Source organism: Streptomyces sp. Edi4, from assembly GCF_040253615.1.
Taxonomy (GTDB): Bacteria; Actinomycetota; Actinomycetes; order Streptomycetales; family Streptomycetaceae; genus Streptomyces.
This window is the reverse complement of the sequence record NZ_JBEJGY010000004.1, coordinates 5,317,874-5,331,545: the sequence shown is the minus strand read 5'-3', so window position 1 is coordinate 5,331,545 and position 13,672 is coordinate 5,317,874. Positions and strand designations below refer to the sequence as shown.

At 70.9% G+C, this 13,672-nt stretch carries 14 protein-coding genes; 8 read left to right on the top strand and 6 right to left on the bottom strand.

Annotated elements, in window-relative coordinates:
- Positions 1-37 precede the first annotated feature (37 nt).
- Positions 38-1,126 (bottom strand): redox-regulated ATPase YchF, encoded by a 1,089-nt coding sequence (gene ychF / locus ABR738_RS26350; RefSeq protein WP_350232427.1) that lies wholly within the window; start codon positions 1,124-1,126, stop codon positions 38-40.
- A gap of 265 nt (positions 1,127-1,391) precedes the next feature.
- Here ychF and ABR738_RS26345 point away from each other — a divergent pair, with 265 nt between their 5' ends.
- Positions 1,392-1,943: a DUF6542 domain-containing protein gene (locus tag ABR738_RS26345; protein WP_350232426.1), complete on the top strand. Its 552-nt coding sequence runs from the start codon at positions 1,392-1,394 to the stop codon at positions 1,941-1,943.
- Positions 1,944-2,144: 201 nt separating this feature from the next.
- Here the strand turns inward: ABR738_RS26345 and ppgK are convergent, their stop codons facing one another.
- Together ppgK and ABR738_RS26335 are read right to left on the bottom strand one after the other, a co-directional pair.
- On the bottom strand, positions 2,145-2,897 hold the full coding sequence (ppgK, locus tag ABR738_RS26340; protein WP_350232425.1) for a polyphosphate--glucose phosphotransferase: 753 nt from the start codon (positions 2,895-2,897) through the stop codon (positions 2,145-2,147).
- Positions 2,898-2,953: 56 nt separating this feature from the next.
- Complete coding sequence (locus ABR738_RS26335; RefSeq protein WP_502964146.1) at positions 2,954-3,982, bottom strand: 4-hydroxy-3-methylbut-2-enyl diphosphate reductase; 1,029 nt, start codon at positions 3,980-3,982, stop codon at positions 2,954-2,956.
- A 126-nt stretch (positions 3,983-4,108) separates the two neighbouring features.
- Between ABR738_RS26335 and ABR738_RS26330 the strand changes: the two genes are divergently transcribed.
- The 4 genes from ABR738_RS26330 to ABR738_RS26315 all read left to right on the top strand — a co-directional run bounded on the left by ABR738_RS26330 (position 4,109) and on the right by ABR738_RS26315 (position 8,175).
- A complete protein-coding gene (locus ABR738_RS26330) occupies positions 4,109-5,608 on the top strand; it encodes an APC family permease (RefSeq protein WP_350232423.1) in 1,500 nt (499 codons plus the stop codon).
- 9 nt (positions 5,609-5,617) lie between these two features.
- Positions 5,618-6,832 (top strand): exodeoxyribonuclease VII large subunit, encoded by a 1,215-nt coding sequence (xseA, locus tag ABR738_RS26325; RefSeq protein ID WP_350232422.1) that lies wholly within the window; start codon positions 5,618-5,620, stop codon positions 6,830-6,832.
- A gap of 10 nt (positions 6,833-6,842) precedes the next feature.
- Positions 6,843-7,076 (top strand): exodeoxyribonuclease VII small subunit, encoded by a 234-nt coding sequence (locus tag ABR738_RS26320; RefSeq protein WP_350232421.1) that lies wholly within the window; start codon positions 6,843-6,845, stop codon positions 7,074-7,076.
- A 508-nt stretch (positions 7,077-7,584) separates the two neighbouring features.
- Complete coding sequence (locus tag ABR738_RS26315) at positions 7,585-8,175, top strand: malonic semialdehyde reductase (RefSeq protein WP_350232420.1); 591 nt, start codon at positions 7,585-7,587, stop codon at positions 8,173-8,175.
- 105 nt (positions 8,176-8,280) lie between these two features.
- On the opposite strand, the gene ABR738_RS26310 is transcribed toward ABR738_RS26315, so the two are convergent.
- Entirely contained in the window at positions 8,281-8,820 is a 540-nt protein-coding gene (locus ABR738_RS26310; RefSeq protein WP_350232419.1) for a DUF4245 domain-containing protein, read from the bottom strand.
- 126 nt (positions 8,821-8,946) lie between these two features.
- On the opposite strand from ABR738_RS26310, the gene glpX reads away from it, so the two are divergent.
- Entirely contained in the window at positions 8,947-9,978 is a 1,032-nt protein-coding gene (gene glpX / locus ABR738_RS26305) for a class II fructose-bisphosphatase (RefSeq protein WP_350232418.1), read from the top strand.
- A gap of 153 nt (positions 9,979-10,131) precedes the next feature.
- Here the strand turns inward: glpX and ABR738_RS26300 are convergent, their stop codons facing one another.
- Together ABR738_RS26300 and ABR738_RS26295 are read right to left on the bottom strand one after the other, a co-directional pair.
- Positions 10,132-10,485 (bottom strand): WhiB family transcriptional regulator, encoded by a 354-nt coding sequence (locus ABR738_RS26300; RefSeq protein WP_350232417.1) that lies wholly within the window; start codon positions 10,483-10,485, stop codon positions 10,132-10,134.
- A 150-nt stretch (positions 10,486-10,635) separates the two neighbouring features.
- A complete protein-coding gene (locus tag ABR738_RS26295; protein WP_502964145.1) occupies positions 10,636-11,334 on the bottom strand; it encodes a DUF1707 SHOCT-like domain-containing protein in 699 nt (232 codons plus the stop codon).
- Between the two features lie 168 nt (positions 11,335-11,502).
- On the opposite strand from ABR738_RS26295, the gene ABR738_RS26290 reads away from it, so the two are divergent.
- Positions 11,503-13,173 carry a fumarate hydratase gene (locus tag ABR738_RS26290; RefSeq protein WP_350232416.1) on the top strand — a complete coding sequence of 557 codons (1,671 nt, stop codon included), beginning with the start codon at positions 11,503-11,505 and terminating at the stop codon, positions 13,171-13,173.
- A gap of 272 nt (positions 13,174-13,445) precedes the next feature.
- Positions 13,446-13,655 (top strand): NfeD C-terminal domain-containing protein, encoded by a 210-nt coding sequence (locus tag ABR738_RS26285; protein WP_350232415.1) that lies wholly within the window; start codon positions 13,446-13,448, stop codon positions 13,653-13,655.
- Positions 13,656-13,672 lie beyond the last annotated feature (17 nt).

The window sequence follows — 13,672 nt, the reverse complement described above, 5'->3', positions numbered from 1 at the left end:
TGTTTGCCAGATCAGCGACGTGGTGATGGGTCAGCCGCTACACGTTGAAGCGGAACTCCACCACATCCCCGTCCTGCATCACATACTCCTTGCCCTCCATCCGCGCCTTGCCGCGCGAGCGGGCCTCTGCCACTGAGCCTGCGGCGATCAGGTCGTCGAAGGAGATGACTTCCGCCTTGATGAAGCCCTTCTGGAAGTCGGTGTGGATGACACCGGCCGCCTCGGGGGCCGTGGCGCCCTGGGGGATGGTCCAGGCGCGGGTTTCCTTCGGGCCGGCCGTCAGGTAGGTCTGGAGGCCCAGGGTGGCGAAGCCGACGCGGCCCAGGGTGGCGAGGCCGGGCTCTTCCTGGCCCATGGACTGGAGGAGCTCAAGGGCCTCGTCGTCGTCCAGCTCGATCAGCTCGGACTCGATCTTCGCGTTGAGGAAGATCGCCTCCGCCGGGGCGACCAGTGCGCGCTGCTCGTTCTTGAAGTCCTCGTCGACCAGTTCGTCCTCGTCGACGTTGAAGACGTACAGGAACGGCTTCGTGGTCAGCAGGTGCAGCTCGTGCAGCAGATCGCCCTGCTCCGTGCCCTTGGTGATGCCCGCCGAGAACAGCGTCTCGCCGGACTCCAGGATCTTCTGGGCCTTCTCGACCGCCGCCAGGACCGCGATCTTCTCCTTCTGGAGGCGGGACTCCTTCGTGAGGCGCGGCACCGCCTTCTCCACGGACTGGAGGTCCGCGAGGATCAGCTCCGTGTTGATCGTCTCGATGTCGTCCTTGGGGGACACCTTGCCGTCGACGTGGACGACGTTCTCGTCCTTGAAGGCACGGATGACCTGGCAGATCGCGTCCGACTCGCGGATGTTCGCCAGGAACTTGTTGCCCAGGCCCTCGCCCTCGCTCGCGCCGCGCACGATGCCGGCGATGTCGACGAAGTCGACCGTGGCGGGCAGGATCCGCTGGGAGTTGAAGACCTCGGCCAGCTTGGCCAGGCGGGCGTCCGGGACGCCGACGACGCCGACGTTCGGCTCGATGGTGGCGAACGGGTAGTTGGCCGCCAGTACGTCGTTCTTGGTCAGGGCGTTGAACAGGGTCGACTTGCCGACATTCGGCAGACCGACGATTCCGATCGTGAGCGACACGTGGCGACTTCCCGGTACGAGGGCGGTGGACGGTCCGAGAGTGGACCGCCCACCAGTTTACGGGCGCGCCGTCCCACCCGTGACGGCCCGGGCCACCGCCCCCGATGCGGCCGGGGCGCCCAGCTGCCCCCCGTTCCGGCCATGGCGCACCCCCCGCCCCCGCCCGGCCCCCGACGGCCGCCCCCGCGTCGAACGTGTGGGCAAGGTCGGCCAAAGGGCGTGTCCAATGGGTGGTTCCTCCCCCGGGGAGACCTACGTTGGTGCGGTGGAGCAATACAGGACACGCACCCCGCAGCGCGCACAGCGACCCCGGACATCGGCACCGGCCGCCCCCCGGGCGCCACTCGCCGGCGCCGCCGGGCGCACCCGGCCGGTGCCGCCCGTCGTCCTCGCCCTGCGCAGACTGCCGTCCCCCCGGCTCACCGGACTCGGCGGCGGGCTCTTCGCCGCGGCCCTGATGTTCGCCTTCGCCGGGCTCGACTGGCTGCTCCTCGACGCCTCACCCGTGGTGTACGGCGTGCTGTTCCTGCTGGTCAGCGCCGTCACCGCGCTCTGGGTGCGGCCCGCCGACGTGGTGACCGCGCCCATTTGCGTCCCCATCGCCTTCGCCGTCGGGATCATCCCGATCGCCGGCGGCACTGGCGGCTTCGGCGGCCAGACGCTGGCCGTGGTCACCGCGCTCGCCCTCCACGCGGGCTGGCTCTACGCCGGAACGCTCGTGGCCGGCGTCATCGCCACCGTACGCAAGCTCCGGCTGATGGGGCGCCGACGAGGCCTCAGGAATGCCGCCGCCCCCAAAAAACCCGGCCGGCGGTAGTAGGAGTAGGCAGTGGGCCAGTAGGCAGTGGGCCAGTAGGCAGCGGGAAAGCGGGCCGGGCCCGCTTTCGCGGCGTCACCCCTGCGCCCTCACCCGTACGCCCTCACCCCTGCGCACTCACCCGTACGCCCTCACCCCTGCGCCCTCCCCCGTACGCCCTCACCCCTGCGCCCTCCCCCGTGCGCCCTCCCCCCTGCGCCCTCACCTCTCCGCCGCCACCATCGCCGCCCCCACGATCCCCGCGTTGTTCTCCAGCTGCGCCGGCACGATCTCGGCCGTGATGCCCTCGATCAGCGGCAGGAACTTCTCGGCCTTGCGGCTCACACCCCCGCCGATGATGAACAGCTCGGGCGAGAACAGCATCTCCACATGCGCCAGGTACTTCTGGACCCGGCGCGCCCAGTGCGACCAGCTCAGGTCCTCGTCCTCCTTGACCTTGGTCGAGGCGTGCTTCTCCGCCTCGTGGCCGTGGAGTTCCAGATGGCCGAGCTCGGTGTTGGGGACCAGGCGGCCGTCCACGAACAGCGCGCTGCCGATGCCCGTACCGAAGGTCAGCAGTATCACCGTGCCCTGGCGGCCGCGCCCCGCGCCGAAGTTCATCTCGGCCACGCCCGCAGCGTCCGCGTCGTTCACGACGGTGACCGGCATGCCCCCGAGCCGGTCGGCCACGAGGCGAGCGGCGTCCACGCCCACCCACTCCTCGGCCACGTTCGCGGCGGTCCGTACGGTGTTCGCGGCGATCACCCCCGGAAACGTCATCCCGACCGGGCCGGACCAGCCGAAGTGGCCGACCACCTCCGCGATGCCGTCCGCGACGGCATCGGGCGTCGCGGGATGCGGGGTCAGCACCTTGTGGCGTTCCTTGGCCACATCACCGCGCGCCAGGTCGACCGGGGCACCCTTGATGCCGGTTCCGCCGACGTCCACTCCGAACACGTTCCTCATGGCGTTCATGAGTCCCACCGTACGGGCGGGCGGGCCTTACGCGTGGAAGGGGCGGACCGGTGGTGTCACTCGCCCGCGAGCTCGGCCGCTTCGGCGCGCAGGTCGCGGCGGAGCTCCTTGGGGAGCGAGAAGGTGATCGACTCGTCGGCCGTCTTCACGGTCTCCACGTCGCCGTAGCCGCGCTGGGCCAGCCATTCCAGGACGCCGTCGACCAGGACGTCCGGCACGGAGGCGCCCGAGGTCAGGCCGACCGTGGTGACGCCTTCCAGCCACGCCTCGTCGATCTCGTCCGCGAAGTCCACCAGGTGGGCGGCGGGTGCGCCCGCGTCGAGGGCGACCTCGACCATGCGGATCGAGTTCGAGGAGTTCTTGGAGCCGACGACGATGACCAGCTCCGCGTCCTCGGCGAGCTTCTTCACCGCTACCTGGCGGTTCTGCGTGGCGTAGCAGATGTCGTCGCTGGGCGGCGAGAGCAGGTTGGGGAACTTGTTCTTGAGGGCGCCGACCGTCTCCATCGTCTCGTCGACGGAGAGCGTGGTCTGCGAGAGCCACACGACCTTCGACTCGTCGCGCACCTCGACGTTCGCCACGTCGTCCGGGCCGTCGACCAGGGTGATGTGGTCGGGGGCCTCGCCGGAGGTGCCGATGACCTCCTCGTGGCCCTCGTGGCCGATCAGGAGGATGTCGTAGTCCTCCTTCGCGTACCGCACGGCTTCCTTGTGGACCTTGGTCACCAGCGGGCACGTGGCGTCGATGGTCGCCAGCTTGCGCTCGGCGGCCTCCGCGTGGACGGTCGGGGCGACGCCGTGGGCGGAGAACATCACGATGGAGCCCTCCGGCACCTCCGCCGTCCGCTCGACGAAGATCGCACCCTTCTTCTCCAGCGTCTGCACCACGTACTTGTTGTGGACGATCTCGTGCCGGACGTAGATGGGCGCCCCGTACTGCTCCAGAGCCTTCTCCACGGCGATCACGGCACGGTCCACGCCCGCGCAGTAGCCACGGGGAGCGGCGAGCAGGACCCGCTTGTCACTGTGGCGCGCGGCGCCTCCACTGGCGGCGGTGGCGGGCGACGGGTGGGCGGTAGCAGTCATGCCGTCCATGGTAGGGGCTCACACCGACAGCCCGGCCGGACCCGCCGCCCGCCCGCTCGACCGGCACGCCCGCTCGACCGGCCCGCCCGGCGGGCCGAAGGCCGCGGGTCCGGTGAGACTGGCCGCATGAGCGGCGTACACGAGGAGCGCGAGCGGCACGGAGGGCACGGGGAAGAAGGCCGGCCGGGCGCGCCGGGCCGCGCGGGGTACGGGGCCGACCCCGGTCCCGGGGCGGAGGGGGCCGGGCGGCTGCGGCGGAGTCTGGGCTTCCGGGACCTGGTGGTCTACGGGCTCCTCTTCATCGCGCCGATGGCTCCCGTCGGCATCTTCGGCACCCTGGACGCCAAGTCGCACGGCGCGGTCGCGCTGGTTTATCTGGTGGCCACGATCGCCATGGGCTTCACCGCGTTCAGCTACGCCCAGATGGTGCGGGTCGTGCCGCTGGCCGGGTCGGTGTTCGCGTACGCGCGCAAGGCGCTCGGCGAGGGGCCGGGTTTCATCGCCGGGTGGATGGCGATGCTCGACTACCTGCTCATCCCGGCCGTCGCCTACCTCTTCTCCGGCATCGCGATGAACTCCCTGGTCCCGTCCGTGTCGCGGTGGGTGTGGACGGCGGTCGCGGTGGTGATCACCACCCTGCTCAACCTGTGGGGCGTACGGGCCGCCGCCCGCGTCGGCTTCGCGGTGCTCGCCCTGGAGATCGTGGTGCTGCTCGTCTTCGTGGTGTCGGCCGTGGTGGTGCTCGTACGGGACGGGGCGCACCGGGGCTGGCTCTCGCCGCTGAGCGGGGACGCCGGGTTCTCCCTGGGCGCGGTCCTCGGCGCGGTGTCCGTCGCGGTCCTGTCCTACCTCGGCTTCGACGCGATCGCGACCTTCGCCGAGGAGGTGACGGGGGGGTCGGCCAAGGTGGCGCGCGCGGTGCTGTTCTGCCTGGTGCTCGCCGGGTCCCTGTTCATCGTGCAGTCCTACCTGGCGGCGCTGCTCGAACCCCTGTCGTCGGCGCGGCTCGCGGCCGACCCGGTCAAGCAGGGCTCGGCGTTCTACGACACGGTGGAGACGTCGGTGGGCGGCTGGCTGCACACCCTGGTGGCGGTCAGCAAGGCGATCGGGGCGGCGTTCGCGGCGCTCGCCGGGCAGGCCGCGGCCGGCCGGCTCGTCTTCGCGATGGCCCGCGACCGCCGGCTGCCGCGCGCCCTGTCGCGCACAGGCGCCGGGGTGCCGCGCCCCGCGCTGCTGCTCGCCGCGGTGGTCACGCTGGTCGCCGCGGTGTGGGCGGCCCGGCGCGACGACGGCATGGACCACCTCGTCTCGGTCGTGGACATGGGCGCGCTGACCGCGTTCTTCCTGCTGCACGTCTCCGTCGTCGCCTGGTACGCGGTACGCCGCATGGAGGGCGCGCCCAACTGGCTGAGCCACGTGGTGGTCCCGGCGCTCGGCGCGGCCGTGATCGTCGCGGTGATCTGGGAGGCGACGGCGACCGCGCAGCTGGTCGGGCTCGGCTGGCTCGCGGTGGGTCTTGTGGTGCTCGCCATGCAGGGGGGCCGGCGTCCGGGCCCCGACGCGGAGCCGCCGGGGTCCGACGCGGAGCCGCCGGGGCCCGGCGGGACTGTCGGTGGCGGGGGCTAGCCTGCGTACATGGCTCTGAATACGAGTGCGGACGCGCCGCTCCCCGTCGGCGAGGTGTCGCGCCTCATCGGGGGGTGGATCAACCGTCTCGGGGCGGTCTGGGTGGAGGGGCAGATCACCCAGCTCTCGCGGCGGCCCGGCGCGGGTGTGGTCTTCATGACGCTGCGCGATCCCTCACACGACATCTCCGTGGGCGTCACGTGCTACCGCCAGGTCTTCGACGCGGTGGCCGACGTGGTGTCCGAGGGCGCGCGCGTCGTGGTGCACGCCAAGCCCGAGTGGTACGCGCCGCGCGGCCAGCTCTCGCTGCGCGCGGTGGAGATAAAACCGGTCGGCATCGGTGAACTGCTCGCCAGACTCGAGCAGTTGAAGCGGAGCCTGGCGTCGGAGGGCCTTTTCGCCCTGGACCGCAAGCGTCCGCTGCCCTTCCTGCCACAGCTCGTCGGGCTCGTCGTGGGGCGCGCCTCGGCAGCCGAGCGTGACGTCCTGGAGAACGCGCGGCGGCGCTGGCCCGCGGTGCGCTTCGAGGTACGCAATGTGGCGGTGCAGGGCGTGCACGCGGTGCCGCAGGTAGTCCAGGCGGTGCGGGAGCTCGACGAGCTGGACGACGTGGACGTGATCATCGTGGCGCGGGGCGGCGGCAGCGTGGAGGACCTGCTGCCGTTCTCGGACGAGGAGCTGGTCCGGGCGGTCGGCCGGTGCCGTACGCCGGTCGTCTCCGCGATCGGGCACGAGCCGGACGCTCCGCTGCTCGACCTGGTCGCCGATCTGCGGGCCTCCACGCCGACGGACGCCGCGAAGAAGGTCGTGCCGGACGTCGGCGAGGAGCTGGAGCGGGTACGGATGCTGCGCGACCGCGCGCGCCGCCACGTCACCGGCGTCGTCGACCGCGAGGAGCGGGGTCTTGCGGGGGTGCTCGGGCGGCCCTGGATGGAGCGGCCGCAGCGCATGGTGGACGACCGCGCCGACGACGTGGACGCGCTCTTGCACCGCGCACGCCGGGTGCTCGGCCACCACCTGGACCGGGCAGACTCCGAGCTCTCGCACACCCACGCGCGCGTGGTGGCGCTCTCGCCCGCGGCCACGCTGGAGCGGGGGTACGCGGTGCTCCAGCGGGCCGGCGGCGAGGTGGTCCGCGCCCCCGGGGACGTCGCGTCCGGGGAGGAGCTGCGGGCCCGGGTCGCCGAGGGCGAACTGCACGTCACTGTCGTAGCGCGGACATAGGGTGGAGCGCATGGCCAAGACGACGGACGAGGCCGTGTCGGGTGACGCGGCGCTGGGGTATGAGCAGGCGCGGGACGAGCTGATCGATGTCGTGCGGCGGCTTGAGGCGGGGGGTACGACGTTGGAGGAGTCCCTGGCGCTCTGGGAGCGGGGGGAGGAGCTGGCCAAGGTGTGCCGGCGGTGGCTCGAGGGGGCTCGGGCCCGCCTCGACGCGGCCCTGGCCGACTCGCCCGAGGCCGGCTGAGGTCACCCTTGGGGTTCTGGCCCCTCCCCGCCCCTTACCCAAACCCTCCGGGGGTGAGGAACCCTGGGGCTCCGTCCCAGACCCCGATCGCGCCTGAAGGGCGCTCGTCCTCAAACTCCCCCAAGGCCTCAAGGACCAGGGGGGACCCCCTGACAGGGTGAAGATGCCGGTGTGGGCCGGCACCTCAAGCTCAGCAGCACGGGGCAGGCTGAGGTTCCCCATGCGGGCCGGCACCACCCCCGTCAGGGGCACGGGGAACTGCGCGAGCGCCCCAGCACGGTCCGCGCCCGAACACCAAGCCCTCAAGGGGCGCGGGGAACCTGCGCACAGGCGCACGCGCCGGTGGCCACTCCGGCACCCGGCGGCCGGCACGCCGCCGCACCATCCACCCCGGCCCCGGCCCCGTGTGAGCATCGTCACCCATCCCCAGATTTAGTTGAAAGTTAACCTAACCCTGCCGTACCGTCGGAGACACCGCTTGATCAACATTCCGGAAGGTATGACGCAGATGTCGCTCGTTCTTGACCCCGCCGCCCAGGACCTCCTCTTCCGCGAGGCCCGCACCGCCAATACGTTCACCGACGAGCCGGTGACCGATGAGCAGGTCCAGGCGATCTACGACCTGGTCAAGTACGGCCCGACCGCCTTCAACCAGTCGCCCCTGCGCATCACCCTGGTCCGCTCCCCCGAGGCTCGCGAGCGCCTTGTCCAGCACATGGCCGAGGGCAACCGCCCCAAGACCTCCTCCGCGCCGCTCGTCGCGATCCTCTCCGCCGACAACGAGTTCCACGAGGAGCTGCCGGCCCTCTTCCCGCACTTCCCGGCCGCCAAGGACGCCTTCTTCTCCGAGCGCCCGGTCCGCGAGAGCGCCGCGCTGCTGAACACCGCGCTCCAGGCCGCCTACTTCATCGTCGGCGTCCGCGCCGCCGGCCTGGCCGCGGGCCCGATGACCGGCTTCGACCCCGCCGGCGTGCAGAAGGAGTTCCTGGACGACGACCACACCCCGCTGATGGTCGTCAACATCGGCAAGCCCGGCGACGACGCCTGGTACCCGCGCAGCCCGCGCCTGGCGTACGACGACGTCGTCACCACCGTCTGAGCCGCACGCGAAAAGGCAGCCGCACACGAAAGGCCGCCGCACCCACCCGGTGCGGCGGCCTTTTCGTGTCCGCTCCCCGGGCCCGGCCGGCGCGCCCCCGAGGCCTCAGGCCGTCTTCTTCGACTCCAGCGCCCCCGCCATCGCCACCAGCTGCTCGTACGGCGCCGTGCCCGTGACCACCGTGGTGGAACCCTGGTCCTGGCGGACCAGCGCGTCGTACTTGGGGCCGTCCCAGAACGTCCAGGTCGCGCCCGCGATCTGCTGCGACTTCTCGGTCTTCGTCGCCCGCCTGCTGACCTCGGTGACGAACTTCTCCGTGGGCGCGGTCGACTGCTCGACGGCGACGTACTGGTTCTGCGGGTCGAGGAAGCCCAGGTGCCAGGCGTTGTCCTTGGTGCCGTCGTACGACACCGAGGTCGCGCGCCACTTGTCCTGGTCGGGCAGGCCGACGGGGGCCGCCACCGGGTACGGGGCCGCCCTGCGCACGGTCGTGAGCTCGACCGAGTAGTTCACGGTCTTGAGCGGAGGTGCGTCCGATTCGTCGTGCGGGATGAACACATAGATCACAGCCGCCGCGATGCCGATCACCGCCAGCGACTGCAGCATGTTCCGGACTGTCTGCTTACTGCTGCGCGTTCCTGCCACGACCCCATGTTCTCAGGTCATCCCGCCGCTCATACGTGGGCCCCTCTGCTCAATTTGTCGACGTGCCGATAGAGTCCTAGCACCCTCTTACCTTGCGGCCGTCGCCGTACAGAAAGGTGCGCTCCGATGACCGAGCATCATCTGCCGTCCGAACTCGAGGTCTCTCCCGAGGCCCCCGACCGCAACCTGGCCCTTGAGCTCGTGCGGGTCACCGAGGCCGCCGCCATGGCCGCGGGCCGCTGGGTCGGCCGCGGGGACAAGATCGGCGCGGACGGCGCCGCGGTCAACGCCATGCGGACCCTCGTCTCCACCGTCTCGATGAACGGCATCGTCGTCATCGGCGAGGGCGAGAAGGACGAGGCGCCCATGCTCTACAACGGGGAGCGCATCGGCGACGGCACCGGCGCCGAGGTCGACATCGCCGTCGACCCCATCGACGGCACCACCCTGAACGCCAAGGGCATGCCGAACGCGATCGCCGTGCTCGCCGCCGCCGACCGCGGCGCCATGTTCGACCCGTCCGCGGTCTTCTACATGGACAAGCTGGTGACGGGCCCCGAGGCGGCCGACTTCGTCGACATCAACGCCCCGGTCTCGGTCAACATCCGCCGGGTCGCCAAGGCCAAGAACTCCTCGCCCGAGGACGTCACCGTGGTCATCCTGGACCGCCCCCGCCACGAGGGCATCGTCAAGGAGATCCGGGAGACCGGCGCGCGCATCAAGTTCATCTCGGACGGCGACGTCGCCGGTTCGATCATGGCCGTGCGCGAGGGCACCGGCGTCGACCTGCTCATGGGCATCGGCGGCACCCCCGAGGGGATCATCTCGGCCTGCGCGATCAAGTGCCTGGGCGGTGTCATCCAGGGCAAGCTGTGGCCCAAGGACGAGGCCGAGCGTCAGCGCGCACTCGACGCGGGGCACGACCTGGACCGTACGCTCTCCACGGACGACCTGGTCAGCGGCGACAACGTGTTCTTCGTCGCCACCGGCATCACCGACGGCGAGCTGCTGCGCGGGGTGCGCTACCGCGCGGAGACGGCGACCACGCAGTCGCTCGTGATGCGCTCGAAGTCGGGCACCATCCGCCAGATCGACTCCACGCACCGGCTCTCCAAGCTGCGCGCGTACAGCCAGATCGACTTCGACCGGGCCAAGTAGAACCGGTAGAGCAAGCCGCTTCGGGCCCAAGTGACCCTGGACGCATGGCAGTTCGCACGTAGATGAAGGGGCGTCCCCGTGGTGCGGCGGGGGCGCCCCTTCACGCACGCGGACGCGGACGCGCGGAGCCGTGCCGAGCGGCGGCGAAGGACGCTAGGCGGCGGACGCGGACTTCTTCAGTTCGACCTCGCGCCGGCGGCGGCGGGCGATGACCACCCGGCGCTCGGCCGCGGTCAGGCCGCCCCAGACACCGTACGGCTCGGGCATGAGCAGGGCGTGCTCGCGGCACTCCACCATGACCGGACAGCGGGCGCAGACGCGCTTGGCGGCCTCCTCGCGGGAGAGTCTGGCGGCCGTCGGCTCCTTGGACGGGGCGAAGAACAGACCCGCCTCGTCCCGGCGGCAGACCGCCTCCGCGTGCCACGGGCCCGCCTGATCCTCCCTGGCTGGACCACGCTGCGGCGGAACGGCGGCGACCTGCAGGGAATGATGCGGCGGATGCAGCACGGTCTACTCCTGACGACGGCTTCGCGAGCGAGCGACGATGGAAAAGTCCCTACCCGCTGTACGCGGGCCTATGCACTGCGTTCCGACCGGCGCGGCTCCGCTCGGTCGGCCCATGGCCTGAACTCGCCCTCGCCACAATCGCGTTGGCCGTCAGGGGTCCAGCCGCTTGCGCAGCCTCTGGTGGAGGTCGGCGATGAGCTTGCCCCGCTTCGGCTTGGCCTCGATGCTGCCGAAGACCGAGTATCCATTGATGACGACCACCGGAGCCTCCGGATCGTCGGCCTCGAGCGTGTGCACCTCGAAGTTGCCGAAGATTCCGGTGCCGCTCCCGCGCAGGCTCAGGTTTTCCGGGACCCGGACTTCCACATTGCCGAAAATCGCGGTCGCGTTGATGACGGTCAGGCGCTGCTCGAACAGCGCCTCTGTGAGGTCGATGTCGACGCTGCCGAACAGCGAGAAGACATTGGTGCGCCGGCCGACCCGCCAGCGGCCCTTGCGGGTGGAGGCGGAGAAGATCGCGACCAGGTTCTCCGCCTCGACGGGCCCGACGCTCTCCGCCACCTCGCGCGGTGCGGGCGCGGCCACCGGCCGGGGGCGGGCGCCGCTCGCGGGCAAGTCCTTGACCAGGGGCTCCAGTTCACCGACCGTCTTGGCGCGGTAGACCGCGTCGATGCGCTCGGAGTGCTCGGCCGCGTCGAGGCGCCCCTCGGCCAGCGCGTCGCGCAGGATGTCGGCGATCTTGTCCCGGTCGGCGTCCGACGCCCGCAGCGCCGGGGGCTCGGCGTGCTGGGTGGGGTCGGCCTTCGCGGGCCGCGCGGGATCCGCCTTGGCGTGCTTTTCGAGGTCCACGGAGGCAGCGTACCCAAACGCGATAGATCGCGACTAGTCGCGGGGCGCCACGGGCTCGGCAACTGAGCCCTACCTCACAGAAACGGCGCTCCGGACGCGGCATACGCTGGAGGGTGCTGTGCCAATGGAGGCCCAGCAGCTGTCTGCCGAGTGAGGAATGGCCGCCCCATGCCAGAGTTTCAGTACTCCGATCTGCTCCCCCTGGGAGAGGACACCACGCCGTATCGCCTGGTGACCGCCGAGGGTGTCGCCACCTTCGAGGCCGACGGCCGTACGTTCCTCAAGGTCGCCCCGGAGGCGCTGCGCACGCTCGCCGCCGAGGCGATCCACGACATCCAGCACTACCTCCGCCCGGCCCACCTCGCCCAGCTGCGCAAGATCATCGACGACCCGGAGGCCTCGGGCAACGACAAGTTCGTCGCGCTCGACCTCCTGAAGAACGCCAACATCGCCGCGGCGGGCGTCCTCCCGATGTGCCAGGACACCGGCACCGCGATCGTCATGGGCAAGCGCGGCCAGAACGTCCTGACCGAGGGCGGCGACGAGGAAGCGCTCTCACGCGGCATCTACGATGCGTACACCAAGCTGAACCTGCGGTACTCGCAGATGGCGCCGCTGACCATGTGGGACGAGAAGAACACCGGCTCGAACCTGCCCGCGCAGATCGAGCTCTACGCGACCGACGGCGGCGCCTACAAGTTCCTCTTCATGGCCAAGGGCGGCGGCTCCGCCAACAAGTCGTTCCTCTACCAGGAGACGAAGGCCGTCCTGAACGAGGCCTCCATGATGAAGTTCCTGGAGGAGAAGATCCGCTCGCTGGGCACCGCCGCGTGCCCGCCGTACCACCTGGCGATCGTGGTGGGCGGCACCAGCGCCGAGTTCGCCCTGAAGACCGCGAAGTACGCCTCCGCTCACTACCTGGACGAGCTGCCCTCCGAGGGCTCGGAGCTCGGCCACGGCTTCCGCGACGAGGAGCTGGAGAAGAAGGTCTTCGAGCTCACCCAGAAGATCGGCATCGGCGCGCAGTTCGGCGGCAAGTACTTCTGCCACGACGTGCGCGTGGTGCGGCTGCCCCGCCACGGTGCCTCGCTGCCCGTCGCGATCGCCGTCTCCTGCTCGGCCGACCGCCAGGCCGTCGCGAAGATCACCGCCGAGGGCGTCTTCCTTGAGCAGCTGGAGACCGACCCGGCGCGCTTCCTGCCGGACACCACCGACGAGCACCTGGACGCGGGCGACGACAACGTCGTCCGCGTCGACCTCAACCAGCCGATGGACGCGATCCTGGCCGAGCTCACCAAGCACCCGGTCAAGACCCGCCTCTCGCTGACCGGCCCCCTGGTCGTGGCCCGTGACATCGCGCACGCCAAGATCAAGGAGCGCCTTGACGCGGGCGAGGAGATGCCGCAGTACCTCAAGGACCACCCGGTGTACTACGCGGGTCCCGCGAAGACGCCCGAGGGGTACGCCTCTGGCTCGTTCGGCCCGACCACGGCCGGCCGGATGGACTCCTACGTCGAGCAGTTCCAGGCGGCCGGCGGCTCCAAGGTGATGCTGGCCAAGGGCAACCGGTCCCAGCAGGTCACCGACGCGTGCGCTGCGCACGGCGGTTTCTACCTCGGCTCGATCGGCGGCCCGGCGGCGCGCCTGGCGCAGGACTGCATCAAGAAGGTCGAGGTTGTCGAGTACGAAGAGCTCGGCATGGAAGCGGTGTGGAAGATCGAGGTCGAGGACTTCCCGGCGTTCGTCGTCGTGGACGACAAGGGCAACGACTTCTTCCAGGCGCCGGCCGAGCCGCCGACGTTCCTGAACATCCCCGTGCGGGGCGCAGGACAGGTCTGACCGTCCCGGCTCCATCGGGAGGTGGAGCCCGAAGGCCTCCCCCCTGGAATCCTGTGCGCGAATAGGGTCCAAAGCCCCTAAGGGCCCGGTGAATTGGCCGCCTATCCTGGCATGTGTCCGCAATCGCCCCGGTCGCCGCATCGGCCGGGGCGCTTCAATCACCGGGAGGGGTGGCGCAGTTGGGGTGGTTCAGCGGGCCCGGCGGGTTACTGGCGGGGCTGGACCGGACGTGGCCGCGGCGGCGCGCGAAGGCGTCACCGACGGCCGCCGCGATGGTCGGCGCCGCGGGCCATGTGGTCACGCCGATCCCGCGCGGCGGGTACGGCGAGGTGCTGTTCTGCGTGCGTGGACGGCCCTTGAAGTACGCGGCGCGGGCCCGCACTCCGCTGGGCTTCGGCGCGCGTGTGCGGGTGGCGGCCGCCCTTTCGCCCTCCGCCATCGAGGTGGCACACCTCGGCCCCGCCGCGGACGGCTGTCCATGACGGGGCCGAGCGCCGGG

Excerpts from the sequence above, each read along its gene's own strand:
- ppgK (WP_350232425.1), bottom strand. The coding sequence starts at position 2,897 with ATGAACGCCATGAGGAACGTGTTCGGAGTGGACGTCGGCGGAACCGGC.
- ABR738_RS26335 (WP_502964146.1), bottom strand. The coding sequence starts at position 3,982 with ATGACTGCTACCGCCCACCCGTCGCCCGCCACCGCCGCCAGTGGAGGC.
- ABR738_RS26330 (WP_350232423.1), top strand. The coding sequence starts at position 4,109 with ATGAGCGGCGTACACGAGGAGCGCGAGCGGCACGGAGGGCACGGGGAA.
- xseA (WP_350232422.1), top strand. The coding sequence starts at position 5,618 with ATGGCTCTGAATACGAGTGCGGACGCGCCGCTCCCCGTCGGCGAGGTG.
- ABR738_RS26320 (WP_350232421.1), top strand. The coding sequence starts at position 6,843 with ATGGCCAAGACGACGGACGAGGCCGTGTCGGGTGACGCGGCGCTGGGG.
- ABR738_RS26315 (WP_350232420.1), top strand. The coding sequence starts at position 7,585 with ATGTCGCTCGTTCTTGACCCCGCCGCCCAGGACCTCCTCTTCCGCGAG.
- glpX (WP_350232418.1), top strand. The coding sequence starts at position 8,947 with ATGACCGAGCATCATCTGCCGTCCGAACTCGAGGTCTCTCCCGAGGCC.
- ABR738_RS26290 (WP_350232416.1), top strand. The coding sequence starts at position 11,503 with ATGCCAGAGTTTCAGTACTCCGATCTGCTCCCCCTGGGAGAGGACACC.
- ABR738_RS26285 (WP_350232415.1), top strand. The coding sequence starts at position 13,446 with ATGGTCGGCGCCGCGGGCCATGTGGTCACGCCGATCCCGCGCGGCGGG.